The 15,916-nt window shown below is 43.4% G+C and carries 16 protein-coding genes; 3 read left to right on the forward strand and 13 right to left on the reverse strand.

Annotated features, from left to right (window positions below):
• Positions 1-12 precede the first annotated feature (12 nt).
• The 7 genes from AAAY30_RS03660 to AAAY30_RS03690 form a co-directional block, all read right to left on the reverse strand.
• A complete protein-coding gene (locus tag AAAY30_RS03660) occupies positions 13-489 on the reverse strand; it encodes an LURP-one-related/scramblase family protein (RefSeq protein ID WP_499215823.1) in 477 nt (158 codons plus the stop codon).
• A gap of 27 nt (positions 490-516) precedes the next feature.
• Positions 517-1,002 carry a pyridoxamine 5'-phosphate oxidase family protein gene (locus tag AAAY30_RS03665; protein WP_249375779.1) on the reverse strand — a complete coding sequence of 162 codons (486 nt, stop codon included), beginning with the start codon at positions 1,000-1,002 and terminating at the stop codon, positions 517-519.
• 158 nt (positions 1,003-1,160) lie between these two features.
• Positions 1,161-1,742: a xanthine phosphoribosyltransferase gene (locus AAAY30_RS03670; RefSeq protein ID WP_186936139.1), complete on the reverse strand. Its 582-nt coding sequence runs from the start codon at positions 1,740-1,742 to the stop codon at positions 1,161-1,163.
• A gap of 693 nt (positions 1,743-2,435) precedes the next feature.
• Entirely contained in the window at positions 2,436-3,647 is a 1,212-nt protein-coding gene (locus tag AAAY30_RS03675) for a tyrosine-type recombinase/integrase (protein ID WP_003526283.1), read from the reverse strand.
• A gap of 147 nt (positions 3,648-3,794) precedes the next feature.
• A complete protein-coding gene (locus tag AAAY30_RS03680) occupies positions 3,795-5,012 on the reverse strand; it encodes a tyrosine-type recombinase/integrase (protein ID WP_044926716.1) in 1,218 nt (405 codons plus the stop codon).
• 84 nt (positions 5,013-5,096) lie between these two features.
• Entirely contained in the window at positions 5,097-5,327 is a 231-nt protein-coding gene (locus AAAY30_RS03685) for a helix-turn-helix domain-containing protein (protein WP_009321998.1), read from the reverse strand.
• Between the two features lie 551 nt (positions 5,328-5,878).
• Positions 5,879-6,292 carry a sigma-70 family RNA polymerase sigma factor gene (locus AAAY30_RS03690; RefSeq protein ID WP_014078571.1) on the reverse strand — a complete coding sequence of 138 codons (414 nt, stop codon included), beginning with the start codon at positions 6,290-6,292 and terminating at the stop codon, positions 5,879-5,881.
• A gap of 323 nt (positions 6,293-6,615) precedes the next feature.
• Here AAAY30_RS03690 and AAAY30_RS03695 point away from each other — a divergent pair, with 323 nt between their 5' ends.
• Positions 6,616-6,810 (forward strand): hypothetical protein, encoded by a 195-nt coding sequence (locus tag AAAY30_RS03695; RefSeq protein WP_443719239.1) that lies wholly within the window; start codon positions 6,616-6,618, stop codon positions 6,808-6,810.
• 65 nt (positions 6,811-6,875) lie between these two features.
• Here AAAY30_RS03695 and AAAY30_RS03700 read toward each other — a convergent pair whose 3' ends face one another.
• The 5 genes from AAAY30_RS03700 to AAAY30_RS03720 all read right to left on the reverse strand — a co-directional run bounded on the left by AAAY30_RS03700 (position 6,876) and on the right by AAAY30_RS03720 (position 12,150).
• A complete protein-coding gene (locus AAAY30_RS03700; RefSeq protein ID WP_499215822.1) occupies positions 6,876-9,386 on the reverse strand; it encodes an ABC transporter permease in 2,511 nt (836 codons plus the stop codon).
• Positions 9,387-9,401: 15 nt separating this feature from the next.
• Positions 9,402-10,067 (reverse strand): ABC transporter ATP-binding protein, encoded by a 666-nt coding sequence (locus AAAY30_RS03705; protein ID WP_005335790.1) that lies wholly within the window; start codon positions 10,065-10,067, stop codon positions 9,402-9,404.
• A gap of 141 nt (positions 10,068-10,208) precedes the next feature.
• A complete protein-coding gene (locus AAAY30_RS03710; protein ID WP_117461331.1) occupies positions 10,209-11,240 on the reverse strand; it encodes a sensor histidine kinase in 1,032 nt (343 codons plus the stop codon).
• Positions 11,237-11,938, reverse strand: a complete 702-nt coding sequence (locus AAAY30_RS03715) for a response regulator transcription factor (RefSeq protein WP_005335794.1) — start codon at positions 11,936-11,938, stop codon at positions 11,237-11,239. Before AAAY30_RS03715 ends, AAAY30_RS03710 begins: the two co-directional genes overlap by 4 nt.
• A gap of 32 nt (positions 11,939-11,970) precedes the next feature.
• Positions 11,971-12,150: a hypothetical protein gene (locus AAAY30_RS03720; RefSeq protein WP_005335797.1), complete on the reverse strand. Its 180-nt coding sequence runs from the start codon at positions 12,148-12,150 to the stop codon at positions 11,971-11,973.
• 162 nt (positions 12,151-12,312) lie between these two features.
• Here AAAY30_RS03720 and AAAY30_RS03725 point away from each other — a divergent pair, with 162 nt between their 5' ends.
• Positions 12,313-12,669 (forward strand): helix-turn-helix domain-containing protein, encoded by a 357-nt coding sequence (locus AAAY30_RS03725; protein WP_005335798.1) that lies wholly within the window; start codon positions 12,313-12,315, stop codon positions 12,667-12,669.
• A 222-nt stretch (positions 12,670-12,891) separates the two neighbouring features.
• Here the strand turns inward: AAAY30_RS03725 and AAAY30_RS03730 are convergent, their stop codons facing one another.
• Entirely contained in the window at positions 12,892-14,304 is a 1,413-nt protein-coding gene (locus AAAY30_RS03730; protein ID WP_499215821.1) for a relaxase/mobilization nuclease domain-containing protein, read from the reverse strand.
• Positions 14,305-14,430: 126 nt separating this feature from the next.
• On the opposite strand from AAAY30_RS03730, the gene AAAY30_RS03735 reads away from it, so the two are divergent.
• Positions 14,431-15,843: an ATP-binding protein gene (locus AAAY30_RS03735; RefSeq protein ID WP_373595282.1), complete on the forward strand. Its 1,413-nt coding sequence runs from the start codon at positions 14,431-14,433 to the stop codon at positions 15,841-15,843.
• The last annotated feature ends 73 nt before the right edge of the window (positions 15,844-15,916 follow it).

Here is a 15,916-nt window from a genome sequence, read left to right on the forward strand (position 1 = left end):
ACAATACCTCACTTAATTATTATTCTGCGTGCAGTTTGCGGCGTCTATTGCAATTGCGAGCATAAGCACCAAAATTTCGTTTCTCGGGTCTGCAAAGTCGATAACATAAGTATCTCCCCAACGGAACAGCTTTTTTGAAATCTGCGCAACCATACTGCAAGCCTCGTAAACGCTGTAGTTCCAAGACATAAAATCGCCCTCACAGCGCCAACCGTTGTAGTCGAGGTTATACTTCGGTTTAAAAAAGGTAAATTTTTTCTCAATACTGCCAAACGGCTGTCCGTTTATTTCTATATCAAAAGTCGGCATAAGCGTAAAAAATCGCTGTTTAATCATACCGATTTCATTGCGATCTCTGTCATATATATGAATCTGATGCGTAAGTCTGAACATTTCAGCCTTAACAAAATATTTCGGCTCGTCATACTCATCATAAACATCGTAAGTATCCGTCCACGAAAAAACTCTTTGTTTAATTAACAGTTTCATTTTAAATACCTGTCTTTCCGATTAAGGTCACATATTTTTACGCAAAAACTCTATCGCCTGTTTTCCCGTTATATGTTCAATCGTGATTTCGACACAGCAAAGTCCGCTCCGTTCACGCTCAATTTCCTTTTTCACCGCATTAATATCATTGTTATATTTTAAGCCGAAAGAGAGCATAGCCGAATTGATTTTCTCTTCATTTTCCATAATTTCGGCCTTACCAAAAACTACAACACTCCTAAACAAAGTTGTCAATTTTTCCGAATCGACCTCATCTTTTTCAATAACACAGAAAGAAACTTTCTTGTTTTGCTTAATTGCGTCAAGTTTATGTCCGTTTTTTGCACAGTGAAAGTAAATCTTGCCGTCTTTATATACAAAGTTCAACGGAACAGTATATGGGTAGCCGTCATCACCGCTCACGGCAAGCACACCGCTTTTGCAGTTTTTTAATATTTCCAAAGCCTCATCGTTACTAAGCTGTTGTTTAAATCTTCTCATTTTACGAAACATTTTACCGCCTCCGTTGCTACTATTATAACAAAAATTTTCTTTATTGCAAATCAACAAATATAATGTATTCTTATTATTTATTTTGTAGGCACTTGGTGCTGAAAAAACTTAACCCCGACAAGCTGTATTTTAATCGCCTGTCGGGGTTGGATTTTTATTTATTGTTCCCTGAATTTAACAGTGCCTGTTGCTGCGTCCATCGAATCTACGATTGCGAGGGATTCAAGCTGATAGCCGAGATTGCGAATTATATTGCCGCCGTTCTGAAAACCTTTTTCAATTGCAATTCCAATGCCCTCTACCGTGCCGCCTGCCTGATTTATAATAGAAATAAGACCTTGCAAAGCACAACCGTTGGCAAGAAAATCATCAATAATAAGAACATGGTCGTTTTCGCTTAAAAATTTCTTAGAAACAATCACTTGATTTTTGCATTTGTGTGTGAAAGACTCAACCTCTGCTATGTACATATCGCCGTCAATATTAATGCTTTTCGCTTTTTTCGCAAAAACAACCGGCACATTAAAATGCATAGCCGCAACGCAGGCAATACCTATGCCCGATGCCTCAATGGTAACTATTTTATTTATATTTTTTCCCGCAAATCTTTTCTTAAATTCCGCACCCATTCGGTTGAACAAATCAATATCCATTTGATGGTTCAAAAAGCTGTCAACCTTGAGAACATTGCCCTCTTTAACAATTCCGTCCTTTACAATTCTCTCTTCCAAAAAATTCATAGCATTTCATCTCTTTCCTTTATGTTTCCTTGCCTTGTCAGCAAAGAAATTTTTAATGCATAATATTATAAATTATATACTTATTTCTAAGAAAATAAAAGACCTAAAAAATAAATTTCAAATGGGATAATCCATAATTAATCCCTAACATTAAAAAGACCTAAAAGGTATTTAATAAAACAAAACAGCCCTTGCAAATTGCAAAGGCTGTAAAAAGCGAGTATAACAAAGATTATCTCTTTGAGAACTGTGAAAGCGTAAAGAAAACAGTCCGGTGGACTGTTTTTAGCTTTTACCGCAACAGCTAAGCTGTGAGGATACCACTGTGGGGCAAAAGAAAACAGCCCTTGCAAATTTGCAAAGGCTGTAAAAAGCGAGTATAACAAAGATTATCTCTTTGAGAACTGTGAAAGCGTAAAGAAAACAGTCCGGTGGACTGTTTTTAGCTTTTACCGCAACAGCTAAGCTGTGAGGATACCACTGTGGGGCAAAAGAAAACAGCCCTTGCAAATTGCAAAGGCTGTAAAAAGCGAGTATAACAAAGATTATCTCTTTGAGAACTGTGGTGCTCTACGAGCTGCTTTAAGACCGTATTGCGCGAGTTTTTGAGCTGTTTTCCCTTGATACTCCGGGATTTTCCGGCTTTCTGCCTCTCAGTTATCCGGTGTGCGGACCATAAAAAACGGCATTTTTTCATTCAGCAATAGCCTGATGAAACGCACCATTTACTACCCCAAACAGCTCCTCTGGTTTATTGTACTTCACTTTTGCATAGATGTCCATAGTTGTTTTGCTGTTTTCGTGTCCGGCAAGGTATTGGACGGTCTTTGGATCAACACCAGCATAGAGAAGATTGGTAATGTAAGTGTGCCGCAGCTGATGCGGGGTTACATCAAAGTCCAGCGTATATCTGATTTTGGGTTGATTTTTCTGGGTCATGCCCAGCGTTGGGGTAACCGTGTATTTGATGCTCTGCCCATTCACATACTTATAATAGTTCCGGGGCTTAGTGGAGCGGACAACGACATACTGCCACACTCTTTGAAACTGCGAAGCAGCCAGCGGCTCCCCTTTGCTGTCAGCAATCACATAATCTGATATGGAATTTTCTTTCGTTTCTCTCAGACAATCCACCAAACACTTCGGTATCGGAATATCCCTTTTTGCCGCCGGAGTCTTTAGCACCGTAGAAATCACGGGTCTGTTATGCTCTGTACGCCATGCCCGCCTCACCGATAGATAAGGTGTATCCTCGTCCAGAAATACACAATCCCATTGCAGTGCAAGAATTTCTTCCCGACGCAGACCGGAATACAAACCGAGCATAATAAACAAATATGGAGGAAGTCCCTTGACTGTATCCAGAAGCACGGCTACCTGCTGATCTGTCAATGCCTCCTTCTTTTTTGTCGGTTTTCCGCCTTTACCGGATATTCCCGCACAGGGATTGTGTTCAAGAATTTGGTTTCTCTCTGCCGCATAAAAAATGCACTTGAGTAGCATATTGACCTTATTGTATAAGCCTTCCGATTTCTTTGACAATGGAACAAGCGCCAGCCGAATATCGTCAGCAGTCACTTCTTCCATATACATCTCTCCCAGAGGTTTGATGATATAGTTTGTCATATCCCTCGTATAACCTCTGAGTGTAGACGCAGACACCTTTGCCGACTGCATCAGCAGCCACTTCTCGCCATACTCGGCTACTGTCGGGTGCTGCCGGTGAAAGATAATTTCTTCCACCTGCTTCCGGGCCTCTAACTGCTTCTCATACAATTCTTCACAAGTTGCGGCATACAAACTCAACTCTTTGCCATCTGCATCCGTAATCCTGGTTCTGTAATACTGGATTCCTTTCAATGTAATGGTCCCGTACTTCGGGATCTGTGTTTTCTTTTTTGCCATCTTTGATCGTCCTTTCTTGATAATGTGTAGTCTCCGTATCTACACTCTCTTTTTATCAGAAAGCCCCGATTTAATCAAAGATACGGCTGAGGTAAAACAAAGAGCGAGACATCCTTGCCTCGCTCCTTCTTCATTTCCTATTTGTTATTACTGTGCTGCATCCCAGCTTGCAAACGCACAGTTCATTGATCTGACCAGCTCATCTGGTCTGTTGTACTTAACCTTTGCATAAATGTCCATGGTAATCTTGCTGCTTTCATGGCCTGCCAGGTATTGAACCGTTTTGGGATCTACCGATGCATGAATGAGATTGGTAATGTAAGTATGCCGCAGCTGATGGGGTGTTACTTCAAAGTCCAGACTGTAAACCACTTTTCCGTTATGAGCAGCCTTTTCTCCCAAGACAGGTGTGACAGTATGCTTTACTCTTTTTCCATCTTCATACCGATAATAGCTCCGCTCCTTGACCGTCCTCGTAACAATATACTGCCAAAGTCGCTTAAACTGCGTGTAGGACAGCGGTTCGCCATCCCGGTTTGAAACCACGTACTCCGAAGTCGAAGTTTCCTTTGCTGCTTTCAAACACTCAGCCAAGCAAACAGGAAGGGGGATATTTCTCTCCGCAGCCTTGGTTTTCAATTCATCCGAAATCACCGGTCTGTTGTGTTCTGTATGCCATGCCCGCCTTACCGTCAGATATGGAGTATCCGTATCCAGATATACTGAATCCCATTGCAGAGCAAGAATTTCTTCCCGGCGCAGACCCGCATACAAACCGATCATGACAAAGACATAAGGCGGCAAATCTCGGATAGCATCCAAAAGTCGCTCCACCTGTTCATCTGTCAAAGCCTGACGCTCCTCTTGAGGAACACCGCCACCTTTTGTTGTCAGATAAATCGTTGGGTTATGGTCAATGATCCTGCTTTCCATCGCTGCGCGAAAGATAGACTTGTAAAGGATCACCACAGATTTATAAACCGATGCAGATTTCTTGGAAACCGGAACAAGGGCAAGTTGAATATCATCCAGACTAACCTCTCCCATCCGTTTATCTCCCAATTCCGCTATAATATGCCGCCTGACCTTTGAGGTGTAATCCGTCAAGGTAGTGGCTCGTACATGAACCGACTGCATCAGCAGCCACTTTTCACAATACTCTGCAACTGTGGGCGTTTTCCGATGAAAAGTAGCATTCTCAATCTGTTCCAACGCAAGCGTTTCTTTGTTATATAGTTCTTCAGGTGTTTTTGCGTAGATAGCTACGAGCTTACCATTCGCGTCTTTGATTCTGGTCCTATAATATAGGACACCTCTTTTCATGACTGTGCCATATTGAGGAAGTATTATTTTTCTATTTGCCAATTCCTCCACCTCCTAAGAATAATCTCCAGCGCTGTACCTTTGTTTTATCAGACCTCTCTGATTCCATCAAGGATACGGACCGGCTCACGATCTTCCGCTTCGAGGTTTACGGTAAGTTGCGCTTCTCTCAACTGGTTTTGCTCTGTGCGTGCATTTTGCGATATACTCCTGGAGACCTGCCGCAGTAAAATACACACAGCCATTCTGAACATACTGCACATAAGAGATCAAGCCGTTGTTACGGGCGGCATCCAGCGTTGCTATGCTGATTCCTAAGATTTCAGCAGCTTCTTTTCGTGTAATGAGCTTTTCCATAGACTATATTCCCTCCAATCTGTCAAGGTTATCATCGTGCTTTCAAAATCACATGAATACGCTGGCAGCCGAAACTGCCAGCGCATGGTATCTGATTTTGAATAGAAAGCGGCCACCCAAAAGAGCAGTCGCTTCCTATTTCAATATGACTCAATTCTCGTCACATTTGCCACGCAACCCTGACGATGGGAACATAACAGGTCTCCGCTGGCGCGGTTGTCATAACTCCGCGGCGTCGTTTTACTCGTGCGCCGCAGGGTTCCCCCCAAGTCTTTGGCGGGCCGTGAGGAAGTATCTTTAAGCCCCCATGCAGTCATCGCGCCGAATCTGCCACAATCCGTTTTATGAAATCGTAGATCGCTCCGAAGCAGTCTTTTCATCACCTCCCTGACTGCTCCATCTTCGCGGCGCTTCATATTCGCTCGTACATGGGTTATGTACCTGTTGTGCTGTCTATTCGATTGTCAATGTACGAATGAAGGAGGAAAACTTGTCCTTCTTATTAACACTGACAAAAAAGGCAAAAAACAGGCGCATCAAATGAAATTTTATCAAAAATATTTTCCAAGCCGCTTTAATCCACGGCGGATACTGTCGCGAACACGGCTTGGGTCTACACCTTCTACTTCGGCAATTTCATTTACCGTCATTCCCAGGTAGTATCGGGCATAAATCCGCTTTGCCTGTTTCTCTGGCAGTTTCATCACAGCGGCATAGACCTGCTCCTGGAACTGTTTTTCCTCCAGAACCATCTCCGGTGTTTGCGGCTTCAACAGCACCGCATTTTCAATGCCATTCTCGCAATCCAGAGAATACTGTGATTTATAACGATACATCTTTCGCTCATACGCAGCCTCCGCACGTTCAGCTGCCCGAATAGTCTCTATTACTTCCTCTGTCACATCTACAAAAAAGTCTGTTGTATAAACATCAGGATAAAGTTCCCGAAGGTTAATTTTCTTCATTATGTACCTCCATTTCGATTCACGGGTGATTAACGGGTGAATCGAATGGAGGCGGGGAACGGCACCGGCAAACAACCGGATCGTCTCCGAAAAAATGGCAACAGAAAACGCCAGATTTCCGCGATGGAAAACTGGCGCGCCAAAAACAACCACTATTATACCGAATTACATAGAACGATAATGCCGATACAATATTATACTTGCCCGGAGGAGGAGCAATGCTTTTTTTAACTGATGTAGATCATGTGAGCTTTGAAAAAGCAAACGGGACACGGTAAATTAACCTCCAATCGGCTACCGTGTCCCTGCAAGTCGTCATTGGTTTGTGCAATCGCAAAGAAACGGCGGCTCTGAAAATCAAAGCCGCCGTTTCAAATGGGCGTGTTGATAGGCTGCTGTACGACGGCTTTTTTTCTTTTGCCGTCGTGCGGCAGCTTGTTCCTTTTGCGCTTATCTTAACAAGCAATCCTCACAGAAATGTCACTGACACACGCTGTTTCGACAGAATAATGGGCTGAAATCTCACGAACCTGTGAGATTTGAAAAACCGGGAGAATAATCTCCCGGTTTTCATCGCAAATATTTAATTCTGCCGCAGTCTCTCTACAACGCTTTGCTTAACATTTTGCATGAAAGTTATGACGGGGGTTGCCAAGCAGACCAGCAAAACAATAGCTGCGACAACCAACAGAGAAATTACAGGATAGTGAAAAGCTGCATAAGGAACCATTCTTCTAAAGGCTGAGTATATTGGAATATATATCGCTGTTCCCAGTGTGGCAAGCAGTAGGAAAGAAATACTCCAATAATACCCGCCTTCCCAAAGCAATACATTTCTAATTTGCTTTTTCGTCATTCCTATACTTTCAAGTGTTGCAAATTCATGTTTCCGAGTATTTACACTAACAACCATTGTGTTAATGAAATTCATAATTCCTATCAGCAAAAATACAGCGGACAACCCTGCGGCTATAATCCTTGAGGTCAGCAAATATCCGGCCATTTCTTGCTGCTTTTCATATCGTGACAGAATCGTAATGCCCGGTGACGAAGCAGTAATGGATTGAAGCTGCTCCATAATCCCTTTGTCATAACTGCTATCAATCGTATCAAAAGCAATCCGAAAGATTTTGGTTTCTCCAGACAACTTCTCTATTGCCTGCTCACTGATATACAAATCAGGGGCAGTACCTCTCTCATTTCCTCGACCACTCTGAAAATCAGCGTCCAGAAAGCCAGTTGCCACTGTAAAGACCTGTTCCCCGGACTCACCGACAACGGTGATTGCTTGCCCTGGCTGAATCAATAGTTTTCCCTCATCATCCGTCATAGCGGACAAAACCACCAACTCTCCCTTTTCAAAGGCGGTTAAGTCAATAGGCTTATCAAGCGTTTTATTAAGTTCTTCGATATATCTGGAATCTATTCCGTAAACGCCGCTCCAAAAATTATCTGTATAGTTTTTTCGTGTTTCCGCATTTGAAAAATCAAGACCTGATACGCCATCCAAGGAATCAATATATTTCCCGAATACATTTTCGTCGTAAATGACATCCATAGTGGGCCACGGTGAAGCAGAATAAGTGACGCGCAGATTTTCAATTCCCTGCATTGTTTCAATTTGCTGCAACATTTCATCAGAGAGCAGGTTTCCTTCTTCGAAAATGCTGTAAGTCAATGCGAAATCACTTTCTCCCCATTGATTTACAAAATTGTCGGGACTTAGGCTTGATAGTAGACCAGCAGAAACCAAAAACAATATTAAGCCTAAAAATAAGGACGCAAAAGTAAGGAAAGCGCTTTTAGGGTTTCTAAAAATATTATCTCGTGCCATCCGAGATAATTTTGTTCTATGGCTCTTATGATCTCGGTAACTCCTTGTATTTGCCTCCGTATAGCGTGAAGCCGCAACAGGAGAAATACTTGCAGCTATTTTCGCTGGTTTCATGCTGCCGATGATTGCAGTAAAAAATGTGAAGATTGCGGCACCCGCAAAAATAATGGGGGAAAAGGACACTATCTCCCCAAGGTCTGTATCGCTTGAGTACATCATATTCATGGCAAACGGAACAAGTCCAAGCGAAACAATACCACCGACAATCAGGCCGCTGGGAATACCGATCACCGCCGTTCTGAATATTTGAGAACGCACGATCTGCTTGATTTGTCTTTTTGTCGTGCCTATCGTTTTAAGCTGTCCATAGAATTGTGTATCTCTTGAAATTGAGATATACAGAATGTTATAAATCAGCAAATAGCCGCTGATAATGATAAAGACGATAATAGCAGCCAGTGGAAGAACAATGGTGGTGGAATTGCTCTGAGCAATAGGTACAATTTCAAAGGACTGACTTTCTGTAAACGAAATCTTCCGTTTTAGTTTTTCACAGGATCGCAGGGCATTACTGTCATCAGAAAAAGAAATCATTGCGGTAGACACACTATCAAAGGGAAGCCCTGTTTGTGTTGCAAAAAGCTCCGAAACATAAGCGGCACCACGGTTGCCTGCACGTGAAGCCGAATAATCTGTGTAATAGCCCGACAAAACAAATTCATCGGAGATATATTGATAATCCGTTCCGAGTTGATAGGAAAGGGAAATATTCATCCCTATCTGTGGATCATCAATCCCCATTGCACGCAAAGCCCATGTAGGGAGCATAATTTCATTTTTTGCTTGCGGATAATCTCCGTGTATATCCGAAATTGTTGGTACACGGTGTTCTTGCCATTCTGTTTCGTCTATCCAAGTAATACTCAGCAGGGCATCGTCCATTCCAGATGTATCAATGCTGCCCAATCTCTGACTGACACCAACTACGGATACCAAGCTGGATCGGCTCAATTCTTCATATTGTTCTTCTGAGAGGCTTGTAATTGCCACATCCGCAGTCGTGCCCATCGCACGAATTTGCTGCATTTGATAGGTTTCAAAATAACTGCACCCCAAACTAAATACAGATGTAATCATAAAGGCGGTCAAGAATAATGCGATGGTAACGAAAACATTTCTCTGCTTATTAGCGCGGTAGCTTCTTTTGGCAAGACGATTGATTGTTGCCTGATTATTGTTCCCAAATAAAATATCATCCATCAATGTCACCTCCTGTCACTGTGCGATTTTTCCGTCCTCAATACGGATAATTCGGTCGGCAAGCTGGGCAATTTCATTGTTATGGGTAATCATTACAAGCGTTTGATGGAACTTCTGACTTGTAACTTTCAGCAAACCAAGGACATCACTACTTGTCCGGCTATCCAAATTGCCTGTCGGTTCATCTGCAAGTATAATAGCTGGTTTGGAAACAAGGGCGCGGGCAATCGCTACACGCTGCTGCTGGCCGCCGGACAGATTGTTAGGCATACTGTTCAGCTTCCCATCGAGAGCCAACATTTTCACGACTTCATCCATAAACCGCTTGTCCACGGTATCACCATCCAGCTCCACCGGCAGGACAATATTTTCATAGACATTCAGCACAGGAACAAGATTGTAATTCTGAAAGATAAACCCGATGTTACGTCTGCGGAAGATGGTAAGCTGTTCATCCTTGAGTTTCGATAATTCTTTCCCTTTTACTTTAATACTGCCGGAAGTTGGCGTATCTAACCCGCCCATCATGTTCAGCAAAGTAGACTTACCGCTGCCGGAAGTACCAACAATGGCAACAAATTCACCTTCCTCAATGGATAGGGTCACGCCATCCAATGCTTTTGTAATGTTCGGTTCGGTGCCGTAATATTTCTTCAAATCTGTCGTTTGTAATATGTTCATATAGAACACCACCCTTTCTTTTTGATGGCTCTATCATAAAAGGTAAACCTCACAGAAATGTCACGGGAAACAAAATACCTCTGTTTAATTAAATCTCAAATGTCATAGGCCTGTGACATTTTGTTTTTTAGCGTACTTATTTTATTGTCGAGGCAGAAAGACGGAAAAAGTTGAACCCCTCCCAACCTCGGATGTTACCCGGATATAACCGCCTTGCAAGGTTACGATCTCACGAGCCAGATATAGACCAATACCAATTCCATCTACATCATGTACGATGTCCTCTCGATAGAAACGCTTGAAAATTGCTCCCTGATGCTGTTCTGAAATGCCAATGCCTGTATCTGCAATGTCGATTTTCACATACATTTCCCAACTTTCAACCGAAACACGGATTTGACCGCCCTCCGGCGTATATTTCACTGCATTGTCCAAAATATTGAACAGTGCTTCGCTTGTCCATTTTCTGTCATGGGAAACGACCAAGTTCTCCGGGCAGTCCACTTGAACATTGATCTGTTTTTTCTCGGCGTTCAGAAGAATACCTCCCAATGCGGCGGCAAGCGTGTCATAAAGCGGCTGGCTTTTCTTTTCCAGAGAAATAACACCTGTTTCCAAACGAGAGGTTTTAATCATAGCCTGCATGAGAAAATCCAGTTTATCAAGCTGGCTGGCCTGTGCCGTTAGAAACTCTTTTTGTTTTTGCACAGGGACTTCATTTTCAAGCAGAGTGCTGTTAATCATTTTCAAGTTCGCAATCGGGGTCTTGACCTGATGGGAGATGTCGGAAATCAGTTCTTGCAGGTCAGCCCGCTCTTGTGCAATGCCGTTCTTGTTTTCCTGCATGACTTCATATAAACGGTTCAGCCGATATTCAATTTTATAGAAAAGACTTTCTTCTTCCACAGTCTGTTTCGGCTGCATATTCCCGGATAACATATCATCCATTAAACTGCAAAAAGCATCGGAGAACATTGCCAGTTTGCGGCGAACCAGCACCATAAAACAAACAGCGCAAACCAGCACAAAAATGCCGAACAATAATACATACCAGACAGCGGTTATATTTTGGGTCAGCCCATACAAAGCTGCTGAAACCGTCCCCATTGCCACCAGCAGGAGAACAGCAAAAAAGATACAGGCTTTGTTGACGGAAAGTTTTCGCACATTCATTTCAGCGCTCCTCCGATCCACATATAGCCCATACCATATACCGTTTTGATATACTGACGGTCAGGTGTTTCGATTTTGTTTCGTACCCGGCTGATCGCCGCAGTCAGAGCGTGTTCATCCACAAAATTTTCGTCTGCGTCCCACAGCTTTTCCAACAAGACTTGCCGGGTCAAAACAATCTGCGGATTTTTCATCAGGATTTTCAAAAGTCGATATTCCAGTGGGGTGAATGTAAGTGGCTTTCCTGATAGAGTAGCACTCATTTCTGAAAAATTGATGGTCAGTGTGCCATCCTCATAAGTATCACCACCATATTGTTTTGTCAGCCTACCCAGCACTACCGCTAATTTCTTTTGAAAGACGCTCATAGGGAAAGGTTTTGTCACATAATCCTCTGCGCCCAGTTCATACCCTTTGAGCATATCGCTTTCCATATCATTTGCGGTCAGAAAAATAATAACGGTATCAGGGCGACGCTCTTTTATTTCCCGGCAGAAGTCAAAACCGTTCCCGTCCGGCAAATTTACATCCAGCACAATCAGGTCATAGTCCTGCTTTGTCAAGAAACTACTGGCCACTGATTTTGTCAGTGCAGAATCAACCGTATAGCCCGCAGTATTCAAGTTATAGCATAAAGTATTATTCAAAAGTCGATCATCCTCGACTACTAAAATTCGCATGGTATCACACTCCTTCATTTTCAGTGTATCACCCAAATGTCACAGAAACCTCACTGAGATTTGTTTTCTTTTCTCCGCCTGTCTACTGGCTTCTCTGCATTTTTAGGAATAAGCCAAATCGTCGCCATTTTTACAGCACCGGGGATGCGCCCAGATGTACACAAATAATTTATCTGGCGCGGCGTAACATTCCATTTTTGGCTTGCCTCTTTTAATGTTATGTAGTCCATTTTGCACCTCCTAAAATATTATATTTCGTCTTCTCGAAGAATACAAGTTTATCCCTACCTATTACTCTACAAAAATCAGCATAATCTTACCGTTCATCAGGCATAATTAGGTTATTCCTTTGCATAAACCAGAACGATACAATGTTATTGAGGTGAACGATTATGCCGATTGATGATTTAACTGCTTTAGGGCAGAAAATGCGGGAAGCCCGAAAGAATAAAGAGCTAACACAACAGGAGCTATCTGATTTGAGCCATGTTTCTGTAAAGCAAATCGCCAATATCGAAAAGGGGAAAATGAATCCTTCTTATTTGATTTTGAGAGCATTGGCCAAGGTCCTGCATATCTCTTTAGATACACTTATAAATCCAGATGTTTCTCTGGAGGATGAAGGTGTCAATCAGATGAAAATGCTTTATTCCAGCTGTCCGCCAGAAATGCGTGACACCCTGCTGCATCACACCCAGGAAACGGTGAAAGAACTGACAGAGTTGTCAAAAAAATTTGAAACGAATTGAGCCAGTGAGTGAAATTTAAAGATTCTCTCACTGGCTCTTTTCATTTTCGGAGAAAAGAGGCAAGCAATGCCTGTGTTAATACACACAGGCCCGCAGAGAAGAAAATCCCTCCGTGATTTTCCTCTCCGCTTGCTTGTTGAGGGCAGCGCCCCCAAGCCCCTTTGAACACAGAATTTCATTCTGTGGCTGCGCGTTCTGCGAACGCTTTTGACCAGGACCAGCTTACCGCTGGCCGTGGTCTTTTTCTTTTTCAACATCCTGTTCTACCTCCATTTTCAGCACTCGATCTACATTCGCTTTTGCAGTCAAAAGCTCCCTCATTTCTTCACGGGAGCGCCGATACTCGGAATAAGTCTTTTTCTTTTCTTCCAGCAATTTTGCGTACTCTGTCTGTAACTCTTTGACCTTTGGCAGCTTCTTGACGCCCATCTCATCAAAGGCATTCTTAGCAGCCTGGTGGAGCAGAATTTCTTCCTCATGTTCCTCCCGGAATTTCTTAGAGTAGCCCGCCTTGCGGTATGCCACATAGACCTCACGGGTCTTGGCATAATTTACGATGTGAGTACGCAGAACAGCAATCTCTGCCATGCGCTTTTCAGCCGCTTTGATGTGCGCCGAAAGTTCATTGTGATGTGCCGTGGCAGCCGCAGCCTTTTCTTCCAAAACCGCATACTCCAGCAGGTTATTCTCTGACAGGTAATTCATGGTCTGCGCCATTTGCTTCAGATTGAAAACTTTAGCCCATCGCGCATAGCCAGCACCTTTTCCAGCCTGCAATTTTGCCTGAATGTCCACCAGCAGATTGACCTTCGGCGGCTCTGCCTGTGTGACTGTTTTCTTTCGTGGGGTATGTGCTTTCTTCCCTAAGAGAACTGCCCGCAAATCTTCCAATCCATATCCTTCGCCCAGACTGTCCATGCGGGCGGCTTTCTCCCAACCAGAGAGTTTCAGTCGATACGATTTTCCGCGCTTTGAGACTTCACAACCATATTCTCGCAACAGCTTCAGCAGTTCTTCAAAGTCAGCAGGACTTTGTGATAATGCGTTGTCAATCGCCACACGAAGCAGCTCTCGGTGAGATGGCTTTGCCTGATCGCCCAGCCATTTGTTATAGCTCTTTCCGTGAAGTTTCGGATTCTCTACAATGGACAGTCCATTCTCAATACAGATGGTGTCACTTAGCCGACGAACCGCCTTGGTGCTGCCCCAAAAGTTTCGGAACTTCCGGTCATATTCTAAGCTGACCGATGACCAGATAATGTGATTATGAATGTGCGACTTGTCTATGTGAGTGCAGACCACAAAGGCATGATTGCCTTTAGTAAAACGCTTTGCAAATTCTACGCCCAGCCGGTTTGCTTCTTCCTGGGTAATCTCACCAGGGCGGAAGGACTGGCGCACATGATAGGCAATCACATCATCTGTACCACGCACTCGTCCGGTAGCGGCAATGTACTGCCGCTTTGCCAGAAGGAACTCCGCATCCGCAGTCCGGCTGTCACACGCATAGCCGGTAATGAGCCTGCCGTTATCTGTTTTCTTTGGATTGGCCACATAGTCGATGATGTCACTGATTGCCCGACTCTCTGTGCGGCCTTTGCCGACATGAAGCGGCATGATTCTTGTAGTTGCCATAATAGAAGGTCCTCCTCTCATAAATATTTTTGTTTTCGCTGAACTCTTTGCTTCTATCGTTGCAATAACTTTCTCCGCTGGGTATAATAAAAAAGAATATTCTACAACCTCAAAGGAGGGATTTCTATGATAGAACAGCTCATTGCTGAAGCAACCGAATGTGATTTCAAAGTTGCTCTCGAAACAAAAAAGCCAAAAAGCTGGTTAAAAAGTGTCAGTGCCTTTTCCAATGGAATCGGCGGCACTCTGTTTTTCGGAGTCTCCGATGACCGGGAGCCTATCGGCTTGTCCGATGTTCAAAAGGATGCTGAAGCGATCAGCCGCTTAATCAAAGAACGTATCACACCATTACCTCAGTTTATCTTAAAACCATTACAGGAAGATGGTAAAAATCTATTAGCTCTGGAGGTTTCTCCCGGCCGCAGCACCCCATATTATTACAAGGCAGACGGCGTGATGGAAGCATATATCCGTGTTGGAAATGAAAGCGTAATTGCCCCGGATTACATTGTAAATGAACTGATCTTAAAGGGAACCAATCAGTCCTTTGATACCCTAACAACAGATGCGGTAAAAAAGGATTACAGCTTTACACTTCTGGAAGCAACCTATCTGGAACGGACTGGTCTCCGCTTTGAGCCATCCGATTATGTCTCCTTCGGTTTGGCTGACAAAAATGGGGTCTTGACCAATGCCGGAAAGCTCATGACCGATCAGCACACAGTCTATAACTCCCGTATGTTCTGTACCCGGTGGAATGGCTTGGAAAAAGGCTCTATCTTTGATGATGCATTGGACGATAAAGAATACGAAGGGAATCTGATTTATCTACTGAAAAGTGGCAGTGAATTTATTCGCAATAATTCCAAAGTCCGTTTTGTCAAAGAGGCACAGTATCGTGTAGACAAGCCGGATTATGCTGAACGAGCTGTGACAGAGGCTCTTGTCAATGCGCTTATCCATCGTGATTATATTGTGCTTGGCAGCGAAATCCATATTGATATGTTTGATGATCGGGTGGAAATCACATCTCCGGGCGGTATGTTTGGCGGCGGCTCAATTCAGGAATACGATATTTACAGTATCCGTTCGATGCGACGAAACCCTGTGATTGCTGACCTGTTCCACCGCATGAAGTACATGGAACGCCGTGGAAGTGGCCTACGCAAAATCGTCAGTGAAACCGAAAAGCTGCCTGGATACACAGAGGCATATAAGCCCGAATTTTCCTCAACAGCGACAGATTTCAGAGTCATCTTGAAAAATGTAAACTACAACTTAGAGGGTGACGCCCACCAAGTTATCCACCAAGTTACCCACCAAGTTATTGAACTATCAACGGTATCCAAACAGATTTTGGCTTTTTGCACAACACCAAAATCCAAGAAAGAGCTTGCAGTATTTTGCGGCTTCAAAGATTTAAGAAACTTCACCTTGAAGCATATCAATCCGCTTTTAGAATCCGGGCAATTAGAAATGACTATTCCCGATAAACCTAAAAGTCGCAATCAAAAATATATTACAGTTCGTTCCGAATAAACAGAGAAGCAGGGCATTGGGTCTCATCTCCCATTGTCCTGCTTCTTTTTCATTCCAAATTATATTCACATCA

It is taken from the genome of Ruminococcoides bili, from assembly GCF_040093295.1.
Classification (GTDB): Bacteria; Bacillota; Clostridia; order Oscillospirales; family Acutalibacteraceae; genus Ruminococcoides; species Ruminococcoides intestinale_A.

What these genes read in the sequence shown, in the direction of transcription:
- AAAY30_RS03660 (WP_499215823.1), bottom strand. Translation starts at nt 489, where the DNA reads ATGAAACTGTTAATTAAACAAAGAGTTTTTTCGTGGACGGATACTTAC.
- AAAY30_RS03665 (WP_249375779.1), bottom strand. Translation starts at nt 1,002, where the DNA reads ATGTTTCGTAAAATGAGAAGATTTAAACAACAGCTTAGTAACGATGAG.
- AAAY30_RS03670 (WP_186936139.1), bottom strand. Translation starts at nt 1,742, where the DNA reads ATGAATTTTTTGGAAGAGAGAATTGTAAAGGACGGAATTGTTAAAGAG.
- AAAY30_RS03675 (WP_003526283.1), bottom strand. Translation starts at nt 3,647, where the DNA reads ATGGCAAAAAAGAAAACACAGATCCCGAAGTACGGGACCATTACATTG.
- AAAY30_RS03685 (WP_009321998.1), bottom strand. Translation starts at nt 5,327, where the DNA reads ATGGAAAAGCTCATTACACGAAAAGAAGCTGCTGAAATCTTAGGAATC.
- AAAY30_RS03690 (WP_014078571.1), bottom strand. Translation starts at nt 6,292, where the DNA reads ATGAAGAAAATTAACCTTCGGGAACTTTATCCTGATGTTTATACAACA.
- AAAY30_RS03700 (WP_499215822.1), bottom strand. Translation starts at nt 9,386, where the DNA reads ATGGATGATATTTTATTTGGGAACAATAATCAGGCAACAATCAATCGT.
- AAAY30_RS03705 (WP_005335790.1), bottom strand. Translation starts at nt 10,067, where the DNA reads ATGAACATATTACAAACGACAGATTTGAAGAAATATTACGGCACCGAA.
- AAAY30_RS03710 (WP_117461331.1), bottom strand. Translation starts at nt 11,240, where the DNA reads ATGAATGTGCGAAAACTTTCCGTCAACAAAGCCTGTATCTTTTTTGCT.
- AAAY30_RS03715 (WP_005335794.1), bottom strand. Translation starts at nt 11,938, where the DNA reads ATGAAGGAGTGTGATACCATGCGAATTTTAGTAGTCGAGGATGATCGA.
- AAAY30_RS03720 (WP_005335797.1), bottom strand. Translation starts at nt 12,150, where the DNA reads ATGGACTACATAACATTAAAAGAGGCAAGCCAAAAATGGAATGTTACG.
- AAAY30_RS03725 (WP_005335798.1), top strand. Translation starts at nt 12,313, where the DNA reads ATGCCGATTGATGATTTAACTGCTTTAGGGCAGAAAATGCGGGAAGCC.
- AAAY30_RS03730 (WP_499215821.1), bottom strand. Translation starts at nt 14,304, where the DNA reads ATGGCAACTACAAGAATCATGCCGCTTCATGTCGGCAAAGGCCGCACA.
- AAAY30_RS03735 (WP_373595282.1), top strand. Translation starts at nt 14,431, where the DNA reads ATGATAGAACAGCTCATTGCTGAAGCAACCGAATGTGATTTCAAAGTT.